The 24,024-nt window shown below is 35.6% G+C and carries 22 protein-coding genes and 1 pseudogene; 6 read left to right on the top strand and 17 right to left on the bottom strand.

The genetic code is table 11. The features are described 5' to 3' along the window. Positions 1 to 74: 74 nt before the first annotated feature. The 11 genes from QLQ96_RS16235 to QLQ96_RS16185 form a co-directional block, all read right to left on the bottom strand. Positions 75 to 1,031, bottom strand: coding sequence for a hypothetical protein (locus QLQ96_RS16235; RefSeq protein ID WP_482491767.1), 957 nt, complete (start codon positions 1,029 to 1,031; stop codon positions 75 to 77). A 1,924-nt stretch (positions 1,032 to 2,955) separates the two neighbouring features. Further along, positions 2,956 to 4,011 carry an NAD(P)-dependent alcohol dehydrogenase gene (locus QLQ96_RS16230; protein ID WP_482491766.1) on the bottom strand — a complete coding sequence of 352 codons (1,056 nt, stop codon included), beginning with the start codon at positions 4,009 to 4,011 and terminating at the stop codon, positions 2,956 to 2,958. Positions 4,012 to 4,076: 65 nt separating this feature from the next. After that, positions 4,077 to 4,256 (bottom strand): putative quinol monooxygenase, encoded by a 180-nt coding sequence (locus tag QLQ96_RS16225; protein WP_482491765.1) that lies wholly within the window; start codon positions 4,254 to 4,256, stop codon positions 4,077 to 4,079. Positions 4,257 to 4,376: 120 nt separating this feature from the next. Continuing rightward, complete coding sequence (locus QLQ96_RS16220) at positions 4,377 to 5,114, bottom strand: SDR family NAD(P)-dependent oxidoreductase (RefSeq protein ID WP_482491764.1); 738 nt, start codon at positions 5,112 to 5,114, stop codon at positions 4,377 to 4,379. A gap of 34 nt (positions 5,115 to 5,148) precedes the next feature. Further along, positions 5,149 to 5,982: an aldo/keto reductase gene (locus QLQ96_RS16215; RefSeq protein WP_482491763.1), complete on the bottom strand. Its 834-nt coding sequence runs from the start codon at positions 5,980 to 5,982 to the stop codon at positions 5,149 to 5,151. A gap of 41 nt (positions 5,983 to 6,023) precedes the next feature. Further along, positions 6,024 to 7,079 (bottom strand): alpha/beta hydrolase, encoded by a 1,056-nt coding sequence (locus QLQ96_RS16210; protein WP_482491761.1) that lies wholly within the window; start codon positions 7,077 to 7,079, stop codon positions 6,024 to 6,026. Between the two features lies 1 nt (position 7,080). Next, positions 7,081 to 7,497, bottom strand: a complete 417-nt coding sequence (locus tag QLQ96_RS16205) for a (R)-mandelonitrile lyase (protein WP_482491760.1) — start codon at positions 7,495 to 7,497, stop codon at positions 7,081 to 7,083. Between the two features lie 119 nt (positions 7,498 to 7,616). Beyond that, on the bottom strand, positions 7,617 to 8,789 hold the full coding sequence (locus QLQ96_RS16200; protein WP_482491759.1) for an MFS transporter: 1,173 nt from the start codon (positions 8,787 to 8,789) through the stop codon (positions 7,617 to 7,619). Further along, positions 8,782 to 9,933 (bottom strand): aldo/keto reductase, encoded by a 1,152-nt coding sequence (locus QLQ96_RS16195; protein WP_482491758.1) that lies wholly within the window; start codon positions 9,931 to 9,933, stop codon positions 8,782 to 8,784. The genes QLQ96_RS16200 and QLQ96_RS16195 overlap by 8 nt, the downstream gene beginning before the upstream one ends. Before the next feature lie 126 nt (positions 9,934 to 10,059). After that, positions 10,060 to 10,935 carry a helix-turn-helix domain-containing protein gene (locus QLQ96_RS16190; RefSeq protein ID WP_482491757.1) on the bottom strand — a complete coding sequence of 292 codons (876 nt, stop codon included), beginning with the start codon at positions 10,933 to 10,935 and terminating at the stop codon, positions 10,060 to 10,062. 90 nt (positions 10,936 to 11,025) lie between these two features. Next, positions 11,026 to 12,027, bottom strand: coding sequence for an NADP-dependent oxidoreductase (locus QLQ96_RS16185; RefSeq protein ID WP_482491755.1), 1,002 nt, complete (start codon positions 12,025 to 12,027; stop codon positions 11,026 to 11,028). 216 nt (positions 12,028 to 12,243) lie between these two features. Here QLQ96_RS16185 and QLQ96_RS16180 point away from each other — a divergent pair, with 216 nt between their 5' ends. After that, entirely contained in the window at positions 12,244 to 12,615 is a 372-nt protein-coding gene (locus tag QLQ96_RS16180; RefSeq protein ID WP_482491753.1) for a hypothetical protein, read from the top strand. A gap of 5 nt (positions 12,616 to 12,620) precedes the next feature. On the opposite strand, the gene QLQ96_RS16175 is transcribed toward QLQ96_RS16180, so the two are convergent. From QLQ96_RS16175 to QLQ96_RS16165, 3 genes and pseudogenes are all read right to left on the bottom strand, one after another. Next, positions 12,621 to 13,421 (bottom strand): helix-turn-helix domain-containing protein, encoded by an 801-nt coding sequence (locus QLQ96_RS16175; RefSeq protein WP_482491752.1) that lies wholly within the window; start codon positions 13,419 to 13,421, stop codon positions 12,621 to 12,623. Positions 13,422 to 13,629: 208 nt separating this feature from the next. Further along, a pseudogene (locus QLQ96_RS16170) lies at positions 13,630 to 14,052 on the bottom strand (YWFCY domain-containing protein); the annotation flags it as partial. A gap of 565 nt (positions 14,053 to 14,617) precedes the next feature. Further along, complete coding sequence (locus tag QLQ96_RS16165) at positions 14,618 to 15,397, bottom strand: SDR family oxidoreductase (protein ID WP_482491751.1); 780 nt, start codon at positions 15,395 to 15,397, stop codon at positions 14,618 to 14,620. Between the two features lie 117 nt (positions 15,398 to 15,514). Here QLQ96_RS16165 and QLQ96_RS16160 point away from each other — a divergent pair, with 117 nt between their 5' ends. Beyond that, the gene (locus QLQ96_RS16160; protein WP_482491750.1) at positions 15,515 to 15,853 is read left to right on the top strand and encodes a winged helix-turn-helix transcriptional regulator; all 339 of its coding nucleotides are present in this window, start codon (positions 15,515 to 15,517) and stop codon (positions 15,851 to 15,853) included. Between the two features lie 192 nt (positions 15,854 to 16,045). Then, positions 16,046 to 16,780 (top strand): DUF1214 domain-containing protein, encoded by a 735-nt coding sequence (locus QLQ96_RS16155; RefSeq protein ID WP_482491749.1) that lies wholly within the window; start codon positions 16,046 to 16,048, stop codon positions 16,778 to 16,780. A gap of 358 nt (positions 16,781 to 17,138) precedes the next feature. Here the strand turns inward: QLQ96_RS16155 and QLQ96_RS16150 are convergent, their stop codons facing one another. The 3 genes from QLQ96_RS16150 to QLQ96_RS16140 all read right to left on the bottom strand — a co-directional run bounded on the left by QLQ96_RS16150 (position 17,139) and on the right by QLQ96_RS16140 (position 19,491). Then, positions 17,139 to 18,170, bottom strand: coding sequence for a hypothetical protein (locus QLQ96_RS16150; RefSeq protein ID WP_482491747.1), 1,032 nt, complete (start codon positions 18,168 to 18,170; stop codon positions 17,139 to 17,141). A gap of 72 nt (positions 18,171 to 18,242) precedes the next feature. Further along, on the bottom strand, positions 18,243 to 18,524 hold the full coding sequence (locus QLQ96_RS16145; protein ID WP_482491745.1) for a sulfatase-like hydrolase/transferase: 282 nt from the start codon (positions 18,522 to 18,524) through the stop codon (positions 18,243 to 18,245). Then, positions 18,499 to 19,491, bottom strand: a complete 993-nt coding sequence (locus QLQ96_RS16140; protein WP_482491743.1) for a sulfatase-like hydrolase/transferase — start codon at positions 19,489 to 19,491, stop codon at positions 18,499 to 18,501. Before QLQ96_RS16140 ends, QLQ96_RS16145 begins: the two co-directional genes overlap by 26 nt. 1,560 nt (positions 19,492 to 21,051) lie before the next feature. Between QLQ96_RS16140 and QLQ96_RS16135 the strand changes: the two genes are divergently transcribed. The 3 genes from QLQ96_RS16135 to QLQ96_RS16125 all read left to right on the top strand — a co-directional run bounded on the left by QLQ96_RS16135 (position 21,052) and on the right by QLQ96_RS16125 (position 24,024). Further along, positions 21,052 to 21,984, top strand: coding sequence for a helix-turn-helix domain-containing protein (locus QLQ96_RS16135; RefSeq protein WP_482491742.1), 933 nt, complete (start codon positions 21,052 to 21,054; stop codon positions 21,982 to 21,984). A 116-nt stretch (positions 21,985 to 22,100) separates the two neighbouring features. After that, complete coding sequence (locus QLQ96_RS16130) at positions 22,101 to 23,024, top strand: helix-turn-helix domain-containing protein (RefSeq protein ID WP_482491740.1); 924 nt, start codon at positions 22,101 to 22,103, stop codon at positions 23,022 to 23,024. Between the two features lie 61 nt (positions 23,025 to 23,085). Continuing rightward, on the top strand, positions 23,086 to 24,024 hold the full coding sequence (locus tag QLQ96_RS16125; protein WP_482491739.1) for a helix-turn-helix domain-containing protein: 939 nt from the start codon (positions 23,086 to 23,088) through the stop codon (positions 24,022 to 24,024).

The raw sequence follows: 24,024 nt of genomic DNA, 5'->3' as shown, positions 1-24,024 counted from the left end.
AAATTTTCCAAGTACAAGACTATTTTAAAATTCATCCTAAAAATCCAATCTCGCAAAACGGCTTTTAAGCCCAGTTACTGTTCGAACAAATTGAAATTCATATCTTTTGAAACACCGTAAAGATTTTGGTTTTCTGTCAATATCTTAATGTATTTTGTCTTGTTTTTGTCTGAAATTGTTTTATATAATTCAGTAGATAGTCCCCAATTCTCTACATTAGTAACAAATAAAGTTGTTAGTTTTTTTTGTAAATTTTCCAACGATAAATTCTCCCAAGAATTACAGTAATTAATTGTTTTTTTTGAAGCCTGTTCAGAATTGTAACCAACTAGAATAAGAAATTCTTCCTCTAAAGGTAAAAAGTGAATATAAATATTTTCTAAATCAGGTTCAGATATGTGTGAAAAAAAATCTAAATCATTAGCACTAAAAACAGCTGAAGCATATATCTCAAGTTTCGGATATTTGTAGACAAAGTATTTATATTTGTCAGTCTTATTTTTAATTTCTTTTTCTAATTGTTCTTTAAGTACATTCAAATCAATAACTCCTAATTTATTGCCTTCAATATTTAAATTAAGATTTTCTGAGTTAATTTTACCTACAAGTGAGTTTGCGTTAAGCATCCTGGTAAATTGTTCGATATTAACTTCTTTCTTGCGAATTTCAGCACAAACTGCTCGATAGCTAAATAATAAAAATGCTTCGTATGAATCAAAATTTTCATCATCTTTTTCAATTGGTTTGAAAATTTCGGTATCGTGATTATTACAAAAAACGTTATGAGATAAAGCTTGTCTTATGCCAACAGTTCCAAATTCAAAAGGTAAATTATTATCATCCCATTTATTAGCATCTACCATTTTTAGTTCTACAAGGTGGCCATTGTATGTGATATTACTTAACAGACCGTTTTGTTGAATTAAATGAGAATTTATGGCAATTTCATCACAACCATCAATTATACATTTCCATTTTTTGTTCTTCAGATTTTTACTTATTTGGGCGATAATATTTTGTGGTTTTTGCATTTTTTTTTTGTAATTGTGCGTAACTCGCTATTGCTTCTTTATAGTATCTGACTACAGTACATTTTCAGATGGCTTTATGTTATTAGTAAGCTTTTAATACCAAATTTAAATAACCACTTTCATTTTCTTTTACGGTTTTCCATACCCCTATCAGTATTAGGTTTGAAAAATAGTTCTTTAATAAATGAATCAAGTATAATTACCTGTTTTTAATTCTATTGACAGCTGTTGCTTTCATTATCATATATAAGATAATTCAAATATCTATCTTTTGTATTAATCTTTTTTATGGAAAACCATAACCTCCCAAATATATCAATTCACAAAAATCAATCACCAAGTATTTATACCTGTTTCTATATAATTTTCGCTCACCTTTTGACTTAACGTAAAAGATTTACTTCTTTCTTTAATTTTACAAGTAATTAAGACTATGAATACATCTATTTTAGAACTATACTTAACATCTTTTCTCTCGTAAAAAGGAAAAGACGAATTATAAATATTTCCTTTCACTTTAAACATGAGATTTAAAAAATGAGGGGGCAAAAATACGCCCTTAACTTTATCCTAATTTTTCGTTAGCAAATCTATTAAACCTCAAACAGAAATTCACAGAGCCAAAGAAAGACAACTCTACATTCAGCATAACAATCTATTCAAATCCTCAATAATATTTGTAGAATTGTATATTAGTTTACTGCCATAAATAAATTGAGTTTTTATAATTTTTCATATCAATCCCCAACAGGACATCTAAACCAAATTTACAAAGCCAATGGAAGACAGACACTACATATAGAAAGCCAATTTCTTCAAATCATCCAAAAATGATGTTGTAATTTGTCCTGTTCCTGTCACTACAAAGCCAAATGGCGCCAATTAAAGACAATTGGCGCCATTTTTTATTTAGACTACTAATCATTTTGGATTTTTTCTTTTTTTACCAAACTCAAAAATGTGCATTGGTTGAAATCAATAAGGAATATAACTTTTTACCTCAATCCCCAACAGGACATCCAAACCAAATTTACAAAGCCAATGAAAGACAGACATTACATATGGTAAGCCAAAAGCTTCAAATCATCCAAAAAAGATGTTGAAATTTGTCCTGTCCCTCACTTAAGGAGACAACTAGCAAATAGTTGTCTCTTTTTTATGCGCAAACATATAGATTTTTAAGGCCTTCGCAGCCTAATATTTGTGGTTCGATTTTTTCACAAGAAATTCATAGTCTGTTTGAAATAAACAGTCTTGAAGTGGCGTTATTACGGACTTAATCGAAGCTGGACGATGGTTCGAAATCTCGTTAAGGATATAAGATTTTTTTCTCTTTTGGTTTATCGTAATTTTTTGATATTAGATGCTGTTGTTAAACTGTAGGTAAAAATTGATTAATACATCAACTGTCTGCTTAATTTTATAGACACTATAGAACTAGAAATCCTTTTGTGCCGGGGTTCGGCGCAAAAGATTGGAACGGATAGCGGGAACAGCTCCTAAAAACAACATTAAACCTAAAAATAATATTAAAACAATGCAGGATTACATCCGACCAGACATTCAGCATGTAGGTATTATCCCAGAAAGTCCCTCCGATGCAATAAACGCCTCGATAAACTCCCTGCCTCGTTTCCCCTATCCTTTTCTGTCTCAAAGGTACTCAGATGAAACTGCTCATCAAGGCGCTCTACATGTATGATCTGTGTATAACCTCTGGCAATTAAGCTCGCCTTTAAAAACAACATTGGGGTTTCTCTAGGCATCTTTTAAAGTATCAGCCAGCTGCTGACCGTTGTCTACCGTAGTCACTTCAGCTGGAACATTTACCGTGTCTAAGGCAATATCTGAGATATCAAATACCAGCTTTCTCTAAAAAAGTTAAAAATTGGAGGACAATATTTGCTCCTCCAATTCCAAAGTCTTACTTTTTTAGTGATGCCATATCTATTACAAATCGATATTTCACTTCGCCTCTCTGAAGCTTTTCGTAAGCTTCGTTGATTTCTTGTATATCAATCATTTCGATATCGGCTGTTATATTGTGCTGTCCGCAGAAGTCAAGCATTTCCTGAGTTTCTGCTATACCACCAATCATTGAGCCAGCAAAGTTTTTACGTCCCATTATCAGGCTAAATGCCGCTACAGGAAGCGGGTGTTCGGGAGCACCAACTAAAGCAAGTGATCCGTCAACCCTAAGAAGATTGAGGTAGGCGTTGATATCGTGCTGAGCAGAAACGGCATCAAGGACAAAATGTAGTTTGCCGGTGTACTTGTCCATCTGCTCCTGATCTGTAGATAGAACTGCTTCATCAGCTCCTAATCTTATCGCTTCCTCAAATTTAGATTTTGATGTAGTGAATGCTACAACGTGTGCACCCATCGCTTTTGCAATCTTTATACCCATATGGCCAAGTCCGCCAATTCCTACTATACCAACTTTTTTGCCAGGTCCGACATTCCAGTGGCGTAGAGGCGAATATGTTGTGATACCCGCACACAGTAATGGTGCAGTCGAGGCAAGATCTAGGTTTTCAGGAATTCTTAGCACATAATTTTCGTTAACAACGATTTTCTCAGAATATCCGCCAAAAGTATGGTCGCCCAAATGTTTATCCGGAGAATTGTAGGTCTGTATATTGCCTTCTTCGCAAAATTGCTCAACACCTTCTTTGCAATATTCACATTCTCTGCAAGAATCCACCATACAACCTACACCTACGGTATCGCCAACTTTAAATTTGGTAACATGATCACCAACTTTTATAATTTTTCCTACTATTTCGTGACCCGGCACACAAGGATAAACAGTAAAATTCCATTCATTTCTGGCAACGTGCAAATCAGAGTGGCATACTCCGCAGAATAGAATATCAATTTCGATATCGTGCGGTGTAGGTACTCTGCGATTAATTTGTGTTTGTTGCAATGGGTTTATTGCCGCGTCTGTTCCGTAGGCTTTTGCTATTGTTGTATCCATTTTATTTGCTTTTATTTATTATTATTAAAGTATATTGATTACTAGTTCATTTTGAAGGATGAAGACTAAACGTAATATGTTAGTATTTCCTCCTCGTACATGTGCTCAGTTTCTTTGAGGAAATTTTTAAAATGCTCAGTCTCACAATGCAGATCAAATGCTTCCTGATCGGCAAAAATTTCATATGCCATAAATTCATTAGACGCATCTAAACTTTGAAAAATGGAGTAAGTTAAAATTCCCATCACCTGGCGCTAAATTTTTTCGTAAGGCATGACAAGCGATAAATATTCACTTACTATGCCCTCCTTAATGCGAATTTTGGGTATTACAATTTTTTGCTTCATAAATTTGATTTTTTACCATTATTTTGTTGGAAATATGACATCCGTAATTTTTCCACAGATACTTAGAAGATTTTCCTGCAAAACAATATCATCAACTCTTGGATTATAGTCTTCTTCTTCCTGATGATAAAAGTACTTTCCGGTTACTCTAAATTTTTCCTCATTGCTAACAGCAAGCAGTACCTGCGTTTCAAATCCTTCTGTCAAATTATCAGTAGCACCGGGTCCGCCCATCTTAGTTGGAACCCATCCCGGGTCGACCGAATTGACATAAACATCTTTCCATCTTCTTGAAGTCGCCATTGAGAGCATCAAGACCAATAATTTAGAGTCCGAATAATTCAAGGTCTGCACGTTATTTTTTAGGGATTCCAATTTAGAAGCCCCGTTTCTGTGCATAGAAGAACTTAAATAGATTATCCGTTCAGGTTTATCAATTAAGCAGGTCAGGATATAGGGAGCAACGACATTGACAGCAAAAATTTCTTCCGATGAAGCGTGGAGCACTCCTGCATTATGAATTATTGCATCAAATTCTCCGATATCATTCAGCTGTCGAGCCAAATCTATAGTTTCGGAAATGCTTGTTAAATCTGCAATGCAAATTCCCTTAGCTCCACTGACTTTTGCTAGCGCCTCTTCTGCACGCTGTTTATTCCGGGCATGCAAAACCACCTCGTGCCCTTTAGCGATTAGGGATTTTGCAGTTAACTCTCCCAAACCATCGGCAGAGCCTGTGATGAAAATCCTTGACATATTCTACTATTTTCTCAGTTGACTAACATTGATATTAGCTTAAAAATTCTGCCCCGTAATTATCCGGATGCGGACCGATTCGTAATTCCAGATTTAAATGGTCAATCGATTTCATTTGTTCATCAGACAGAGAAAAATCAAAAACCATATTATTTTCTATGATACGATTCTCTCTCACCGATTTCGGAATGACCGACCCGCCATTTTGCAGATGCCATCTAATGACAATCTGAGCCGGTGTTTTATGATGCAGGTTTGCCAATTCGACAATTATTGGATGTTCTAGTAAATGCGGAAATGGCCTTTCCTCAGGATGATAGATCAATGCGCCTCCGATTGGCGACCAGGCCTGGGTAATGATTCCAAGCTTTTTATTTGCTTGCTGCAAATCTTTCTGGGTAAAATACGGATGCAATTCTACCTGATTCACAGCGGGAACGATAGATGAACTTTCAATTAACCTGTCAAGTTGCTTTTCGGTAAAATTACATACGCCAATTGCCCTAACTTTCTTTTGTTTAAGTAATTCCTCAAGAGCTTTCCACGATTCTAATGTTTTTTCAAAATTCGAAGGAACAGGCCAGTGCAGGAGATATAGGTCGATATAATCGGTTTGAAGTTTCTGCAGGCTTTCTTCAAAAGCTTTCAACGCCGACTCATAACCATAATCCGAAATCCAAAGTTTGGTTGTGATAAATAAATCCTCACGCGAAACCCCACTTGCCAGAATTCCTTTTGCAACCTCTTCTTCATTTCCATAAATTGAAGCCGTGTCGATCAATCGATATCCATTTCTTAAAGCAATTTCTACCGACTTTGATGCATCATTTCCATCCGACCTATAAACACCAAGCCCAAATGCCGGCATTTTTATGTCATTGTTAAGCCTCAAAAATATCTGATTCTCCATTATTGCAGATTAGTCTTGAAGAAATTATCTAGTTTATCAAAAGGAATCATATCTACTTTATCATATAAATCAACGTGAACTCCATTTGGAATAATTATTAATTCTTTCGGTTCATTTGCCACTTTAAAAATATCTTCAGAAAAATATCTAGAGTGGGCGTTTTCACCTGCAATCAACAGCATAGGTCTTGGCGAAATTTCTTTTACATAACTTAAGATAGGCATATTCATAAAAGATATTGGATTAGTCACCAACCACGCACCGTTTGAGTTCAAAGAACGTTCGTGGAAACCTCTTGGCGTTCTGTAATAATCGAAATATTCTTTTACAAACTGAGGTTCGCTTCCTGTCAGTTTTTCCGGCAAGTTTCTTGGTCCTTTCGCAGGTTCTCCAGCTTCAAAATCTTTCCAACGCTGTTGGCTCAAATCTTCTAATGTTTTTGTTCTTTGCTCAGGCGTTACAGTGTCGTTATAACCTTTAGACATTACTCTGGTCATATCATACAAGCTGGTTGTTGCAACAGCTTTTATACGTTTATCAACAGCGGTTGCATTCAAGGCAAAACCTCCGAAACCACAGATTCCGATGATTCCGATTTTATTTCTGTCAACATTTTTCTGTAATCCCAAGAAATCAATCGCAGCGCTGAAATCTTCAGTATTAATTTCCGGTGATGCTAAATTTCTTGGTTCGCCTCCACTTTCTCCAGTATAAGATGGGTCAAAGGCGATAACCGCAAAACCTCTTTCCGCCATCTGATTCGCATATAATCCAGATGATTGTTCTTTTACCGCGCCAAAAGGACCACTGATTGCCAGCGCTGATAATTTCTCGTTTCCTACATTTTTTGGAAGATATAAATCTCCAGAAAGTGTTATTCCGTAACGGTTTTTGAAGGTTACAGCGGTTCTTGTTACTTTATCATTCAATTTGAATGTATAATGTTCTTGTTGTTCTGTTGTTTCCATTTTTTTTGAATTTGATTTTTTATTCTGAGCTGATAATTGTACCATCGACAATGTTATTACAGCTATAATTAATGTTACTTTTTTCATTTTATTCTTCATTATTAACTTTATTAAATTCTTCGTCTGTAACTGGTTTTAGCCAAGTAACTTGTATATCATTTTTGAAATTAGTAATTGCAATGTGTGTCATCGTGGTTTTTGCAGATGCTCCATGCCAATGTTCTACGTTTTCCGGTATGTTTACTACATCGCCTTTATTGATAACTTGAGCAGTTTTTCCTTTTTCCTGATAAAAGCCACTGCCTTCGGTCACTATCAAAACCTGTCCTTTTGGATGTGTGTGCCAGTTGGTTCTTGCACCAATTTCAAAAGTTACTGCTCCAGCAGAGAATTCGTTGTTTTTATCATTGGCAACCAAAGGAGACAAGAAAGCCTCGCCTGTAAACCAATCTTCAGGTAATCTATTTCCTTTTGGGAAAAGAGGTGTTGTATTGTCATTTTTCATTGTTTCTTTATTTTTATCGTTAGTAGTACAACTCAAAGTCGCTAAGACCATTAAGTTTATTGCGATTATCTTCTTAAAATTTTTCATCCGGTCATTATTGAGTTGAAACCTAAATTCAATTATACCGTCGCGGTTTTTAGCTTGACTTGTTTATCTAATATTTCTCTCGCAAACATCGTCAAGACTGCCAATATTCCAAATCCAGCTCCAACCCACGGAGTAGAAGAAATTCCCACGTTGGCAATAAACCATCCTCCTACAATCGTTCCTGTGGAAACACCCAGATTTCCAAACGAAGACTGAAGACTGTTAGCGAATTCCGGTGCTTCCGGTGCGGCATCAATCATATAAGAAATGGCTGTTAAGAAAGCCGGGCCGTACATGAGCCCCCAGAAACCGATGACGATAATTTGCAAATAGAAATTCTCACCCGAAAACTGCAAAATCACAGGTAGCAATATGGTTCCTAATAAGAAGAATCCAGTTGTAAGAACAATGTTTTTAGATAATAACCTTCCGGCTAACCAATTGGCAATAACTCCAGTTATCCCAAAAAGCAGCAACATATAACTTACCTGCACTCCTGTCATCATTTTTACTTTTCCAAGATAGTCGGCAAAATAGCTGTAGGTCGAAAACCAAGCCGAAATCAGGAACACATTAAAAATGACGCTGATGATAAAACGCGGCTTTTTTAGGATCAACAATTGGCTTCCATACGATAGCTTTTCTTTTATTGGCATATTGGGAATAAAGATCAAAATGCCTGCTAAAGCAATTATTGAAATAAATCCCTGAATAACAAAACTAATCTGCCATCCGTATATGCTCGACATATAGGTGCTGAGCGGAATAACGGTTACCTGAGCCAAGGCAATTCCACCAATTACAATTCCCATAAGTTTATGCTGTTCCTGTTTGGATGCTGTACGGATGATTGTACCCACAGCCGCTGAAAAGAATACAGGCTGCAGCACTGCAGGTAAAATTCTCAGCAAGACTAACAGCCAAAATGGAGGAGCAAAAGCCGAAACAATATTGGATAGTAGAAAAAGGAAAATGGCCCAAAGCATCATTTTTTTTCTGTTGATACCAGACGTAAAAAGAACAAGAAATGGTCCAATGAGGAAAATAGTCAGTGCAAACGCGCTGAGTAACAGTCCCGCTTTATCAATTCCAATATTATAATGTGAAGCTACTTGAGGTAAAACGCCAATAATACCAAATTCAGTGCTGATTATACTGACCGCGCCCAAACAGCCAGTGTACGCTATTTTTTTTAGTTTATTCATCGTAACCAATCTGTAACATCTGCTTGGCATCCATACGGCCCCCGTAGATCTGAAGTTTTGCTAGTCCTGATTCCAATTCTGCCAAGTCAGAAGCTGCAAGCTGAATTTTTTGCGTACCCATATTTTCCTTCAGGTGGTTGGTATTTGTAGTACCTGGAATTGGAACTATCCAAGGCTTCTGAGCCAATAGCCAGGCAAGAGCAACCTGAGCTGGTGTCGCATCTCTTTTAGCACCAAATGTTCTCAGCAGTTCAATAATGGGCTGGTTGTTTTTCATAACGATAGGAGAAAAACGAGGGAATGTTGAACGTAGGTTATTTTCTGGATCCCAGGTCGTCTGTACGTTTACATCCAATGTTCCTGGAAGAAATCCTTGTCCTAAAGGTCCCCAAGGCACAAAACCGATTCCCAAATCCTCACAAGCCTGAAGTACGCCGTTTTTCTCAACGCCTCTTTCTATAAATGAGTATTCTGTCTGAACAGCCGATATTGGCTGAACGGCGTGTGCTTTTCGGATTGTTTTAGCAGAAGGTTCCGATAAGCCAAAATGCAAAACCTTACCTTCTTTTATCAAATCTTTGATGGTTCCTGCAACATCTTCAATAGGAACTGTGAGGTCAACACGGTGCTGATAATAGAGGTCAATCCTATCAGACTTTAAACGTTTTAACGATTGTTCTACTACTTTTCTGATGTGTTCCGGTCGGCTGTTTAAACCATTTGTCCCGTCGATTTTAAAACCGAATTTTGTTGCAATAGCTACTTTGTTACGAAATGGTGCCAAAGCTTCACCAACTAGTTCCTCATTGAGGTATGGTCCATAAACTTCTGCGGTATCAAAGAATGTAACGCCTTGCTCATAAGCTTCGCGAATCATGCGAATTCCTTGAGCCTTATCCACTCCGGCACCATAATGCCCTCCATTTAAAGTCATATTACCGAAGCCAAGTTCGGAAACTTCTAGTTTTCCGAGTTTTCTTGTTCTTAATTGGTTTGCAGAATTTGGATTTAAAAATTCACCTGATAAAGAACCTGCGAAAGAAGGCAGTCCTCCCAAAGTTAATGCGGCGCCAAACAAAGCTGTTTTTGTCACAAATTCTCTTCTTCCAAATGTGGCGGCATTCTGCTTCTCGTTATTTTCCATACTGTTACTGTTCTCGTTATTAATTAATGAGTTTTGAGCATATTCAAAACCACCTAATCTTGAGATACAAAGTTACAGTCTACACAATCTTTCTAATAACGATATTCAAACCAAAAACTAAGATATTCAAACTTCCAATAGACGAAATACTTTTGGATTAGTACCGGTTTGTTTTTTAAAAAAATTATTGAAGTAGGTGGGATAATCGAATCCAAGTGAGTATGCAATTTCGGAAATACTCCAGGTTGTATGCTGTAATAAAGCTTTAGATTCCGTGATGATACGTTCTGCAATATGATCCGTAGTAGATTTCCCTGTTGTTTCTTTTACGGCACGATTCAAATAATTGACATGAACGTTCAGGTATTGAGCATAATGCTGTGCCGTTTTTAATTTCAGAGGAGTATCTGTGGTTTCAATTGGGAACTGCCTTTCTAATAATTCCAAAAAAACCGAACTCAATCTAGACGAAGCATTTTTGTTTTGATCAAAGTTTTCTTCCGGCTCCATTTTGAGCGATTCATGTATAATAAGGCTAATGTAATTCCGAATAAGCTCATCCTTAAACATATATTTACTTTCCTGTTCATCAATCATTTTCTGAAAAATGGTATTGAGGAAAGTCCTTTGTTCTTCTGTGATTTTCAAAACAGGTGTTCCTCCAATTTTAAAGAATGACGATTGCTGAAGACTCTCCGAACGTTCGGAATTCTTAAAAAACTCCTCCGAGAAAAGAATAGTATACCCTACATAAGTAGTAGAAATCGTTTCCCAAGAATAAGGAATATGCGGATTTCCGAAAAAGAGAACCGTTCCTTCCTGTTCGAAAGTTCTATCAGAATAATGAATCTTACTTTTACCTGTCGTCAAACAGATTTTATAGAATTCTTTCCTGCTGTAGGTTCTTGTATCACCACTATCCTGTTCTATCTGAAATGCTTTAAAACCTTGAAGTTTCAATTCACTATTAAACTCCGAAACAACCCTTTCAATCTTTTCCATCTTGCAAAGTTAATAAATTCAAACATAGAAACATGTTTTTAAACAATAAAAGGAACTTCTACGAATAGAGATTCCTTTTTTATCTGAATTTCATGTAAAATTAGGGGTAAGAATTATTTTCCCAACCGCATTTTTGGTCTGAATGATTTCGTGCGCCTTCGCCATTTCTGCCAATGGAAATAAGTGTGAAATATGGGTTGAAATTTTTCCTTCAGCAAGAAGCTCGGCAATCGTTTCGATGTCTTTCAGATAAGTGTCGTTCGGAGTTACGTTCACTCTTTTGACGGTTACATTTTTGTCTGCTTTGGCATAATCAATAAATTCCTGGTCAGGATAAACCACAATGCTTGATAAAACTCCGCCATTTTTCAGTGTCTTTAGTGAGCGGGCTAAATGGGTTTCTTCAGTACTTTTCACTTCAGCTTCCACCCAGACAGCGTCGTGAACAATATCGGCATCAGTGATAAGATCTTCGATAACCTGTGTTTTGTAATCATAGAATTCATCAGCTCCAAGATTTAAAACAAAATCTCTGTTATCACCAGAAGCAACACCGATAACGTATGCTCCAAAATGCTTCGCAATCTGTATGGCGTAATGGCCAACACCTCCCGAAGCTCCGTAAATAATGACTTTGTCATCTTTTTTAACCTTTGCAAATTTCACCAATGATGCCCAGGCCGTCAATGCCGCCATCGTTGCACCCGCCGCCGCCTCAAAACTTACATTGGCAGGTTTGATAGCCAATTCGTCTTGCGGTGCAGCTACAAATTCAGCATAGGCGTTTGCCTGACCAATAAAATTGAAATTTCCAAAGACTTCATCACCAACTTTAAATCTCGTCACTGCGCTTCCTGTTTCGGTTACAATTCCTGCAACATCCCATCCCAAGATGATATTTTCTTCATCACCTTTCACTGCGTAAATCATTTCCAAGGCGGGTTGATTTCTGCGGACAAATGCATCTACAGGATTAATTGCGACTGCTTTTACCTGAACCAAAACTTCGTTTTCTTTGATTTTTGGCATTGGAACTTCTGCTAAAACTAAATTTTCGGGACCTCCAACTTCTTTTAAAACTATTGCTTTCATTATTTTTGTATTTAAAATGATTTGTCAAAGGTAGATTGGATTCAAAATTTCAGTTTTGCTCAGAATGTCAAATTTGTTTTGCTCAAACTGTCAAAATATTAGTTTTAAATTTGAAGTCTGACATTTTAAACAATGTTTTTTTGACTTTTTAAACAAACAATTAATTCTATCTAAATTGTAATTTTGTTTTAGAATTTATAACTAAAAAAAAAAAAAATGTCTGAACAATCAATATTAAGACTTACGATGTCTGCAACCGTACAGTCTGAAGAATGGGAAAAATTAGAACAATTAATGGCAGTTGCGAGAATAAGCATACCAAAGGAGGGCGACGGCGTAGTAATCCACGAATGCCACTACAATCCGGAAACCTTAGAAATTATTTTCCTGGAATCATACGCAAACGAAAATGAATTAATAAAACACGCACAAGCATTTGGTCCAGTAATGACTGACCATAAAGTCGATTGGAAAATCAGCAGAATAGATCTGCTCGGCAATTATTCGGACGAGATTTTTGCGATGATGAAAGGAATGGCGACCGGAGCCGAAGTAAATCTTTACAAGAAAGTATTCAAAAACAAATAGCGGAATTACAGTTCTGAAGGCGAATAGCCAAACTGTTTTTTAAAGGCAAATGAAAAATGGGAGAGATTTTCGAAACCGATTTCCAGATAAATATCTCCCGCTTTTTTATCTTTCTTGGAAAGTTGAAAATGCGCCAGTTCCAATCGCTTTTTGGTAAGCCAGCGTTGCGGTGTAATTTTGAAAGCCTTCTTAAAATCCCTGATAAATGTTGAAAGACTGCGACCTGTGAGATAGGCAAATTTTTCCAAAGGCATATTAAATTTGTAATGCTTCTCCATAAAATCAACCAGATTTATCTTTCCAGGCTCGGAAAAATCAGCTAAAATTCCGTCTATGTCAGGTTCGATATACCGAAGAATGGAAATGGCTTCCTCAAATTTAAGTCTGGCAATGTTTTCGGGAAGCTTCTGCTCCAGTTCAAAATACGGAACGATGGAAGAAAAGAAACTTTTCAATAAAGGTTCTTCACTCAAAACCCTTACAGAATGGTCCGGAGAAAAGCTCATATTAGGTTTTTCTTTGGCGTAAAATGTTTTAAGTCTTTCCACGGTTAATCCAAAAACAATAGCTTTGTATGGTCGCCCGTCTTTCGGCTGTTTGATGACCGCCGATATTTGATTTCTGGGAAAAAGCAGCATACTTCCAGCACCAAAGACATACGATTTATTTGCCTGAATGATTTTCATTTCACCCGAATTGATCAGTACAAAAGAATGGAAATCCAGACTCAAGTCATCTTTATAGATGCCTTCCTCGGTAACCGTCCACACTAAGTCTGTAAATTTATTGATGTTTTGCTTTGCCATTTTCTCATTTTTTGAATTTATCAATTCAAATATACAAATGATTTTCTTCAGACGCTTTGTTTAAAATGTCAAGTTTGATTTGCCTAGAATGTCATAAAATTTCACAGTTCTTTTATCAAATAATGTAAATCAGGATCATTGCTGATACGATCGCTTTCAGAATCAATTATACTCACGATATCCAATTTGATCTGACGGTAACTGGCTTGAAAACATCGTCCATTAAAGTGGTACAAAGCAAACGGCTCATCCATACGCCAGCCATCAGAAAGGCAATATATCCCAATAAGATTGTAAGGATATCCAGAAAAGTGCCTATTATCGGAGATAGCTTTAGCAATGGCCCATTGAGAGAACAGCACGAAGCCAACGCCCAAAGCCACATAAATCTTAGACCAGGTAATCTTTTCATTCTTTACGCCTTTCATACCTAAGCAACTCAAAGCTGACAAAAGCAAAGCGAATGTTTTGGTATATAAGGCATGTGAAAACAAACCTGCCGTCCGGTCAAAGTCCCTAATATTTTGTTGATTACTTCCAACCTCCAGTCACGTTCCAGAAGGAAACCACAGCAGAACCAATAAAGGAGCATCAACACCTATAGAATACTGACTGCGCGCATAAAAGCCATTATCTTGGCAGGCCCTCTCAAATGGTATTCTCCCTACATTATTTTAAGTTTTAATTTTCGGGCGTGATTTAAGGTTTAAGAAGTTCTGCTAATTAGAAGTGGCAGGCATTGGCAGTACGTAGCGGTATTTAAAATGTAAACGAATTTACGCCATACCACCATTTGAAACTATGCTTTGACCTGAAATCCATATAAGCTTCATCAGGGGCCTAGAATGCTACCGTTAATACCTCAAATAGGTACAGTAATCTACTGAAGAACTGCGATTTATTTACCAGGTAAACATCAACCTTCTGCACTAGAATTACAGCAAGAAGTTTACCCGTTGTGCATTATGGGGAAAAAAGTACTACAATTGTCACACTGAGGCTTGCCGAAGTATCTATTTTTTTTTGGAATATGGTTAGATCCTTCACTTCGTTCAGAGTGATAAAATATAGTATATAATGCATAACGGGTGTCTTTTGTTTCAAAAAACGAAGAAAGCAAATTACATTAGTCGTTTCCATCAAAATTGACTTACTACTTTAAAAACATTTGTCAATTGATAGTTAGCAATTTTAAGTTAAATGACTGATGGAAAAGCTCCACCATCTATCAGGTAATTAACACCTGTAATATATTTAGCATCAGGAGAAGCCAAAAATGCTACCAGGTTTGCAATTTCTTCTGGTTCGGCTAAACGATTTAAGGGAACACCACCGATTTTCTGCATAACTGCAGTGGTCGATTCTTCGATCGAAATGTTATTTTGAGTTGCCAGACTTTGAAGAGCTTCCTGCATAAGTGTTGTATTGACCATACCTGGAGACACTACATTCACTCTAACATTATGAATGCCCACTTCTTTAGACAAAGTTTTACTGTATGCATTCAGAGCTGCTTTTGCTGTAGAATAACTCATAGTCATAGTACCCAACGGCATTTTGGCAGCACCAGTAGAGATATTGATGATTACACCCTCTTTCTGAGCTATCATAGCAGGTAAAAAAGCTTTGTTGATGCGTACAGCACTCATCAGATTCAAATTGAGCTCTTTTTCCCAATCTTCCTCAGACAAGTCAGCAAATGTTTTAAAGGTGTTGACATTTGCACCCGCATTATTTATTAGAATATCAATAGTCCCAAATTCTGCCAAAATCTTTTTTGACAATTGATCTGTAGAACTTACTTGTGATAAATCTGAAGCGAAAAAATACTGATTTTCTAAAAGATTTTCGGGTGCTTTTCTTGCTGTTATAATAACCTTTACTCCCAAACTTTGTAATTTGTCTGCTATTGTCTTACCTATCCCTTTTGTTCCACCGGTTACGAGGGCAATTTTTCCTTTTAATGATTGAGTCATAATGATTGTATTTAAATAATTAATTGCAAATTTAAATTCAATACTTTACTTTTGCAAGTAGTTACACTTTTGTGAAGTTTATACACATAGGGAAGTAAAACAGATAATCAGTACATTATGAAAGAAGAAATTTTAAAAAAAAATAATTACAGATGCAGTTTGCAAGAAATTGGGAATGTAATTGGTGGAAAATGGTCAATGTCCATCATATATGGACTACTGACTTACGGCAAAAAACGATTTAGTGAGCTTGAGCGTATGATTCCCGGTATCAGTACACGAATGCTGGTAAAAGAACTTAAAAATATGGAAGCAAATGGTATCCTTACACGTACTGTATATGCAACTGTACCGCCTACTGTAGAGTATGAACTTACTAAAAAAGGACAACAATTAAAAGGAATCATCGATGAAATGTATAAATGGGGCGAAGAATACATCACTTCAAATAGTTAATTAACATATTGTGTAGCCATTTTATTTACCTTTTTATCTCTGTTGAGTATAAGAAAAATTTCAGCGCGTGAAAGACAAACAAAATAATCCATTAAATAATATAATCAACAGTTTTACCGATTCATTTTAAGTACCGTATCATCCTGGCATGAATATACCAAACAAGCAGCTCCACCAGTAAAAAAATACAACATGACGCTTCCTTCTTGGAAAGAAGTCGATTATAGTTCTGTAGAGTTTATCAATATCTTGAATTCTCTGTTACAATATACAAGTCTAGACAGCAGCGAAAAAGAGCTTCGAACGAACTTTTCAAAAATTGGAATTGTGCCAGGTGTACCATTCAACAGTTCGAAATATCCGCAAGAAACTTTGGAAGCTATCGAAAAAGGAATTTCCGAAGCAAAACTAGAACTGGATTCTAAAATAAAAGAGGTTACAGATTCCGGCAGTCTGTTTGGCACAAGAGCAACGCTTAAAAACAATTACATGAATCGTGCAATTGCAGCTGCGACCGGACTTTACGGAAATACAAAAGAAGAAGCTGTTTATACTGGCAGCGCTACCGATAAAGACAATCAGCCGTTATCCGGAAATAACAAATACATTTTGAAATTTCCTAAAGGCCATCTTCCAGAAGCTAAATATTTTTGGAGCATAACGATGTATAATCTGCCTAAACGATTTTTGGTTCCAAATCCGATAAATAGATATTCTATCGGAGGCAAATCTAAAGGTCTTAAATACGAAGCTAATGGAGATTTGATTATTTACTTATATCCTGAATCGCCAGGAAAAGACAAAGAAAGCAATTGGCTGCCAACTCCTAAAAACCAGAATTTCAATTTCGTATTGAGAATTTATGGACCACAGCCAGACGTAATTAACAATGTCTGGAAAATGCCATTGCCAAAAAAAATCAATTAATTCCGTATTCAATAAATAGGATAAATGAATGACGTATCCCTGAAAATACGTCTAAACCAAATTCACAAAGCCAGTGAAAGACAGAAACTCTTTAGATCTTTCTTGAAATTTATTATAATTTGGTTCTAGTGAATGCCAACAAAACAAAAAGGCGTCAATTGAAAACAATTGACGCCTTTCTTATATTCTTATTTGTTAGTAAATAAACTTAGCTTTTATTTAAGTTTTAGGTTACATCAAACTAGAAATGTAACAACTAAAATACTATTAAAAAGAAATTTTAGAATTTAAGCTGAAAAATTTACAGGATTAAAATTTTTGTAGTCGCTTTAATTTAACCAAAGTCTTAATGGTTCTATTATTTCAAATATTTAATATTTACGCTTTCAATTGTACCATTAAATTTAAAAGGGGCCTTATCATAATAAGCCTGTGACACGGGCGAACCTAAATCTGTTCCGATATCAAAACATTCATTCGCAGAAAAACCCGAATTAATAATTGTGGGTACAATTCCTTTTATTTCTTCTTTGCCATTTACAAGAATAGTTACTTCAGCCCCGCTTAATTTTGGACTTTCCTTATTTGGGATTCTTTTGAAAACAACTTCAATAGTCGATTTCCCTTTCTCTAATTTTGACTTTGCTTTTAATTTGGTTCTTTGTATTTCAAATAAATTGTACTCATAATTTAAAACACCATTTTCAACAAATAAAGTTAAACCTCCAGCATAACCCGCCATTGCAAATAAAACGCCATTTGCATTTTCAGAGGCGTTCAATTCAATTGTGGTTTTATTAGAATTATATCCAATTCTAGGCGCATCAAATTCTGGTAATCGGGTCATATTTCCGGTATAATTAAATTCTGTCGCAGGATTAGCTTTAATGGCTTCTGGATGTAATAAAACATACAATCCGCCACCTATCGGCATGTTTTTATTGGCAACAGATTCCTCCATAAATAAAGTCTGCAATTCTTTTAATTTCGACGGATTTTTCTTTGCTAAATCGGTAGCCTGACTAAAATCTTCGTTGATATTATACAATTCCCAAACATCTTTTTCAGGCGTCCATTTGTCGATTCCCGGCGTTACAGTCATCCACGGAACTCTCGGACCAAAAGTACTTGCGAACCAGCCATCGTGATATATTCCTCGACTTGCCATTACATCAAAAAACTGGGTATGTTTTTGATCTTTCGCTTTGGCGTCATTAAAGGTATAAACCATACTGACTCCGTCTATAGGATCCTGATCATAGCCGTTTACTTTTTTAGGTTCTTTTATCTGTAACGCCTCATAAATCGTAGGAACAATATCATTTACATGATGAAATTGCGCATGAGGAGTTTTATCAGCTTTAATTTTTTTAGGCCAAGAAACAACCATGGGCTGACGTGTTCCTCCAAAATAACTGGCTAATAATTTTGTTCCTTTAAAAGGAATTGAACCAGCCCACGCTCAGCCAGCATGATACATATTATCTGTTTTTGGAGTTCCTAAAGCACTTAACCCTTCTAATTCATCATTCAATACTCTTAAATGATCCTCAATTTTTGTTGGAATTTGATTCTGAGCCAATAATTCACTTATAGTTCCGTTTTGTCCTTCAGAACTAGAACCATTATCACCCCAGATATAGAAAACAAGCGTATTGTCTGCAATTCCCATTTTTTCTAATTCATCAATAATTCTTCCCGCATTGTAATCGGTATGTTCAGCAAATCCGGCAAAAACTTCCATCAACCGGTTTTTCACTTTCTGGAATGTCGCTCCATGCAGCCAGAGTTGATGGGCGTTCTGTAAGCTTTGTGTTTGCTGGAATCCATCCTAGTTCTTTTTCTCTTTTAAATACACGTTTTCTATATTCATCCCATCCATCATCAAATTTACCTTTATATTTATCTGCCCATTTGTTATTAACTTGGTGCGGACCGTGTATGCCACCTGGAGCCCAATACATAAAAAAAGGTTTGTTTGGATTTACAGCTCTTTGGTCATGCATCCACTGAATGGCATTATCGGCCAAATCATCCGTAAGATGATACCCTTCTTCAGCAGTTTTGGGAACCGAAACGTAAGTCGTGTTTTTAATTAATGTTGGTTCGTACTGAGATGTTTCTCCTGCTAAGAATCCATAGAAATATTCAAAACCATAACCGGTCGCCCAAAAATCAAACGGTCCGACTTTAGAGGTTTCCAAAGGTGGAGAATTATGCCATTTGCCAAAAGCAGAAGTAGCATAACCGTAATTTTTTAAAACTTCAGCAACAGTTGCTGAAGTTTTAGGAATAAGCCCGCTAAAACCATCCCAATCATTTGCCCACTCTGTAATTTGTCCAGATCCTACTCTGGTGTGATTTCGTCCGGTTAACAAAGCCGCTCTCGTAGGAGAGCACATTGCTGTCGAATGAAATCTATTATATGAAACTCCATGATTTGCTAATTTAGTCAGTGCTGGCGTATTGACTTCTCCACCAAAAGTATTTGCTAAACCTGGCCCGGCATCATCTATCAAGATAATGATAATATTCGGCGCATCGGCTGGAAGATTTGATTTTTCGATTCGGCGTTTATGAACAGATTCTGCCATACTTGCGCCTGCTTTACTGGCTGAAGGAGCTGTTGGAAAAGGTAAAACATCTTGAGCATTACTAATAAATACATTGCTTAAAAACAAGAACAGTAAAAGGCGGATTTGTACTTTCATAAAAATTAAGTTTTTGGTATAATTAAATTGCAAGTAGGTTTTCCTGATAAAACTTAAGGCAATCATAAATTTAAGCCATAAAATCCAATCTTTAACCTTTTTTAGGTTTCATCTTGTAAAATGCAACATGAATTATTGCCCTAAAACAGTATAATTAGATACAAATTTCCCTCAATCCCAACAGGACATCCAAACCAAATTTACAAAGCCAATAGAAGACAAATATTACATATGGTAAGCCAATTTCTTCAAATCATCCATAAAAGATGTTGAAATTTGTCCTGTTCCTGTCACCACACAGCCAAAAGGCGCCAATTGAAGATAATTGGCGCCTTTTTTTACTACTTATACTACAATACGATAGCTTTAAATCATTTTGCTTTTATTTTCTTTCCTTAAAATAAAAATGGATAAATGCGTAAATCTGTGGAGAAGCAAAAATTATCCATAAATATTAGTTCGTACAAAGAAAGCATTCTATATTTCAAACACCTCTGATTATATCAGGGGAAATAACTAAAAATGAGAACTATCTATATTTTCCGTTTTCTACACCTTACCATGCCAATATATAAAGCTAAACACTGCTTTGTGCTAAATTAGTTAGACCCCTAGGTAATTGTGCAAGCATCACTTGCACAATCGGAAAATCAATGTCTAGTCCAATAAAAGGTACGACATACTTTAAATTTCGAAAAGAAAATCTTTGTTACCATGAAAATTACGATCGTAATAAACAGCTAAATCCCATGATTTATTAATTGATCGACCAGCCTAAATACGAAGCTCTACAAACTCTAGACGGGCACCCGTCACAGTCCTAGCCCTGATAGCAGCGGAAATCCTTCTCCGCCAAGGCTGAGCACAGAAGATCACATCGGATAGCGGGAATAAGCTCCCAGAAATAATATTTAAGTACAAGCAAACTTATTTAAATCACATTTCAATAACAGGAAATTTAATAAAGCTCTAATCTTCTATTATTTATTGCCGTTCAACTACGGATAAAAAATGGTTAATTCCTCTCGCAAGTAAACTACAAAAGGTTAGCTTCAAATATTGATTAACCTAAAAAATGTTAAAAATATTAGTGCTATGAGTTTGTGGCAAAATCGTGGCACATGCATTTTCGAAAAACAGAATTCCAGCAAAAACAAGCCTAGCAAGCTTAGGTTCGAAACTTTTAGAGATCAGAGTAGAAACATTTACTAAATGAAATAATTTCCAAGTTAGTAATACAGTTTCAGATTATACTTTCGTTATTTCCTCGTGAAAATTATAACTAAAATAGCACATTATCTGTGAATAAACCACAAATGATTATACTAACCTAAGATTCAAAAAAGGTTTGTTTGATAACATTAGCGCAACTCATTTTTCTTTAGTAATTATGCATAATATAAGAATTTGAAATTAAGTATTTTACATAAAAAACATTAACAATATACCTCTATTCGAACTCACTCTTATAGTATTATCAATAGTACAAATCTAGATATGTAATAACGCCAATAACCAGCTGTGCAATCGCGAAATTACTTTTCTTCTATATATCATGACATGGATACCAAAATAGAAATGCTCAAGACTTTAACTGAAATCCGTGATTGGTTTGGAATACCTATCGTAGGACCTTTCTTCGAAGATTTTTTGCTTCAGGAAATAGATCCATCAAATCAAAATAAACTACTAAAAGCATCTAATTCATACAGAGCAAATTTCTTTACAATATTTGTCATTTATGAAGGGTGCGCAACACATCTTTACAATAATCAAGAGATGCGATTGCAATCGTCAAGTATATTTATAACGACGCCTGGACATTTTCGCAATTATACGATAGATCATATTTCCAAGGCGTATTTTATATTCTTTACTGAAAATTTTCTTGCTAAGCACTGTATTAGTAACATCTATAATGAGTTTCCATTTTTATTATCAGATTCTTTTATGTATAGCGTCGTTGACTCTGAAAATTACCAAATAGTAAAAAGCAACATCGACCAGCTTAAGCACGAAATAAAAAAAGGAAATCAAAATATGATTCTTATCGGCAATATGGTAGAATTTCTGCTCATAAAAATTAACGAGCTTTTTCAAAATCAATCAAATCTAATTTCTGGTAAAAATGTTAATTCAAACGTAGTTAATATATTCTACAAAGATTTGGATGAATACTTTGGTGGGATATTAAATGGTAAAAAACCTAAGCAATTAAAGGCTAGGGATTTTGCTGCATTACAATTTCTAAATGAAGAATATTTCTGCAGAATAATAAAAACTAAAACAGGCAGAACGCCAACTGCATGGATTAACAGCAGAATTTTAGGTGAGGCTAAAATGCTGCTGACTGAAACATCAAGTCCAATTTCAGAGATTTGCAATATACTTCAATTTACTGACAGTCGGTCTTTTAGCCGTTACTTTAAAAAACAGACTACAATGACACCTAAGAATTATAGAAAAAGTTTACAGCAAACTCATAATCTTTGAATTTTATAAATTAATGCCATTTTTAAGGTATAATGGTAATTTTCCTTTCCCATATCTTTGAATAATAAAAAGTTCACCATTCGCCAAGTAACTTACCATAACCAATTTGTATAGCCATGATAACACAACCAACAACCCTCAGTACTTATAAAGATCAAATTGAGTTTTTAAAGCTTTCTTATCATGATTATATTGATAATGACGAATTTTCAATTGTTAAAGTGCACGAATGGGATCTGACTTTTCCATTTAACTCCCCGACCTTCAGATCGGATTATTACAGTTTCACCATTGTCACCAATGCAAATGGAAGCTTTACTGTAGGGGATGATATTTTTGAACTGCATCCTAATCATATAATAGTGGCCTGTCCCGATTCTTATTTTAAAATCCATTGGACAGATATGGTAAAAGTTTACAATATAGCGTTCAAGAAATCGTTCATTTTAAAACATTTTCCAGGCGGAATCGATAATATTATGGAATTCAATACTAGGAACGGCTACTGCTGCTGTGTCACTCAAGATACCATGAATTATTTTGAGCAGACCTGTATTGAAATGCATAAAATAGCAACTTCAGATTTGTGCTATAAAAATGATTTAATGGCAAATTTGACCTTGAACCTTTTATTTTTTGTACAGTTGGAAAAAGAAAATGAATCAGAATTCAAAATAAATAACGAAAAAAACAATAAAATTGTAATCGACTTTCGCCAAAATATTGAAAACAATTTTAATAAACTTGCTCTAGGCAAATGCCTTTCAGTTATGCGAATCAAAGAGCACGCCCAGTTGTTGAACTTAGATGAGAATTATTTATCCAAAACCATAAGCAATATCACAAAAAAAACGGTAAACGAATGGGTTAATAAAAAGCTTGTCGATGAGATCAAATACCTGCTGAAACATTCGGAAAAATCAATGAAGGATATTGCTTTTTTATACGGATTTAATGATCTGAACTACTTTTACAGCTTTTTCAAAACGCAAACCCAATCTGCTCCAGGGATATACAGAAAAATGCATCAAAACACCTAATTCCAGATTAAGGATATTGCCTTTATCTGAGAACGCCAAGCCAATTATAGGATTTATACTCATGAGCACAATTAAAAAAAAGGAAACATACGAACTCTATGATAATATTAGAGTAATGGGAATCGACTACTCGGAAGGACATATGGGCGATGACGATTTTTCGCTGATCATTTCAAAAATACTGCACCCGAAAGAAAGGCTTCCCTACACTTATTCACTATTCCGCTCTACCCTTTTTACCATTGGAATTGTTATTGATTCCTATGGTTCGATGAAATATGAAGATATAACGGTCGAGATCAGACCTAATATGCTGTTTATGAACAAACCGGGAGATCTGCAGGAATTACGATGGGAAGAAGTAACCGAAACATACGGCTTGCTGTTTTCCGAAGATTTTATTTTAAAATATGCCGGCATCTCTATCTATGAAGTATTTCCTTTCTTATTGTTTGAACGACATCTGCCTCTGCATACATCAGCCGCATTTCAGCAGGAACTGAGAGCGATTATTCTGCTGATTCATCAGGAAATGCAAAAGGACTCACCGCTTAAGAAAAAATTATGCGCAAACCTTCTGACGAGGATTTTGCTTAAAATAAAACAAGAATTTTGGGTCGGTTACAGCGTTCATAACGTACAGTCAAAAAATCCTGATATCTTGAATGATTTTTTACAAAATCTGGAGTATCATTATGACCAGCTGCTAAAAGGAAAAGTAAAACAGATCCTTCATATAAAAGATTATGCTGAAATGCAACAGCTGCATGAAAATTACTTGTCCACCGTCCTAAAAGAAAAAACAGGTAAAACCGCCGGTCAGTTAATTGCTGAAAAAACTCTTAGTACTGCAAAAATTTTAATTCAGGATTCTCAATACACTATGAAAGAAATTGCGTTCATGCTAGGGTTCAGCTATACCTCTTATTTTAGCATTTTTTTCAAAAAACATACTGGAATGACACCTTTAGATTACCGCAGACAAAGTTTGCTGGACTAA

Source organism: Flavobacterium sp. B167r, from assembly GCF_056824315.1.
This window is presented reverse-complemented; position numbering and strand designations above follow the sequence as displayed.

Excerpts from the sequence above, each read along its gene's own strand:
- QLQ96_RS16225 (WP_482491765.1), bottom strand. The coding sequence starts at position 4,256 with ATGGGAATTTTAACTTACTCCATTTTTCAAAGTTTAGATGCGTCTAAT.
- QLQ96_RS16155 (WP_482491749.1), top strand. The coding sequence starts at position 16,046 with ATGACGCTTCCTTCTTGGAAAGAAGTCGATTATAGTTCTGTAGAGTTT.
- QLQ96_RS16165 (WP_482491751.1), bottom strand. The coding sequence starts at position 15,397 with ATGACTCAATCATTAAAAGGAAAAATTGCCCTCGTAACCGGTGGAACA.
- QLQ96_RS16180 (WP_482491753.1), top strand. The coding sequence starts at position 12,244 with ATGTCTGAACAATCAATATTAAGACTTACGATGTCTGCAACCGTACAG.
- QLQ96_RS16220 (WP_482491764.1), bottom strand. The coding sequence starts at position 5,114 with ATGTCAAGGATTTTCATCACAGGCTCTGCCGATGGTTTGGGAGAGTTA.
- QLQ96_RS16140 (WP_482491743.1), bottom strand. The coding sequence starts at position 19,491 with ATGAAAGTACAAATCCGCCTTTTACTGTTCTTGTTTTTAAGCAATGTA.
- QLQ96_RS16150 (WP_482491747.1), bottom strand. The coding sequence starts at position 18,170 with ATGGTTGTTTCTTGGCCTAAAAAAATTAAAGCTGATAAAACTCCTCAT.
- QLQ96_RS16205 (WP_482491760.1), bottom strand. The coding sequence starts at position 7,497 with ATGAAAAATGACAATACAACACCTCTTTTCCCAAAAGGAAATAGATTA.
- QLQ96_RS16175 (WP_482491752.1), bottom strand. The coding sequence starts at position 13,421 with ATGGCAAAGCAAAACATCAATAAATTTACAGACTTAGTGTGGACGGTT.
- QLQ96_RS16215 (WP_482491763.1), bottom strand. The coding sequence starts at position 5,982 with ATGCCGGCATTTGGGCTTGGTGTTTATAGGTCGGATGGAAATGATGCA.
- QLQ96_RS16235 (WP_482491767.1), bottom strand. The coding sequence starts at position 1,031 with ATGCAAAAACCACAAAATATTATCGCCCAAATAAGTAAAAATCTGAAG.
- QLQ96_RS16125 (WP_482491739.1), top strand. The coding sequence starts at position 23,086 with ATGAGCACAATTAAAAAAAAGGAAACATACGAACTCTATGATAATATT.
- QLQ96_RS16210 (WP_482491761.1), bottom strand. The coding sequence starts at position 7,079 with ATGAAAAAAGTAACATTAATTATAGCTGTAATAACATTGTCGATGGTA.
- QLQ96_RS16160 (WP_482491750.1), top strand. The coding sequence starts at position 15,515 with ATGAAAGAAGAAATTTTAAAAAAAAATAATTACAGATGCAGTTTGCAA.
- QLQ96_RS16195 (WP_482491758.1), bottom strand. The coding sequence starts at position 9,933 with ATGGAAAATAACGAGAAGCAGAATGCCGCCACATTTGGAAGAAGAGAA.
- QLQ96_RS16230 (WP_482491766.1), bottom strand. The coding sequence starts at position 4,011 with ATGGATACAACAATAGCAAAAGCCTACGGAACAGACGCGGCAATAAAC.
- QLQ96_RS16185 (WP_482491755.1), bottom strand. The coding sequence starts at position 12,027 with ATGAAAGCAATAGTTTTAAAAGAAGTTGGAGGTCCCGAAAATTTAGTT.
- QLQ96_RS16190 (WP_482491757.1), bottom strand. The coding sequence starts at position 10,935 with ATGGAAAAGATTGAAAGGGTTGTTTCGGAGTTTAATAGTGAATTGAAA.
- QLQ96_RS16200 (WP_482491759.1), bottom strand. The coding sequence starts at position 8,789 with ATGAATAAACTAAAAAAAATAGCGTACACTGGCTGTTTGGGCGCGGTC.
- QLQ96_RS16135 (WP_482491742.1), top strand. The coding sequence starts at position 21,052 with ATGGATACCAAAATAGAAATGCTCAAGACTTTAACTGAAATCCGTGAT.
- QLQ96_RS16145 (WP_482491745.1), bottom strand. The coding sequence starts at position 18,524 with ATGGAAGTTTTTGCCGGATTTGCTGAACATACCGATTACAATGCGGGA.
- QLQ96_RS16130 (WP_482491740.1), top strand. The coding sequence starts at position 22,101 with ATGATAACACAACCAACAACCCTCAGTACTTATAAAGATCAAATTGAG.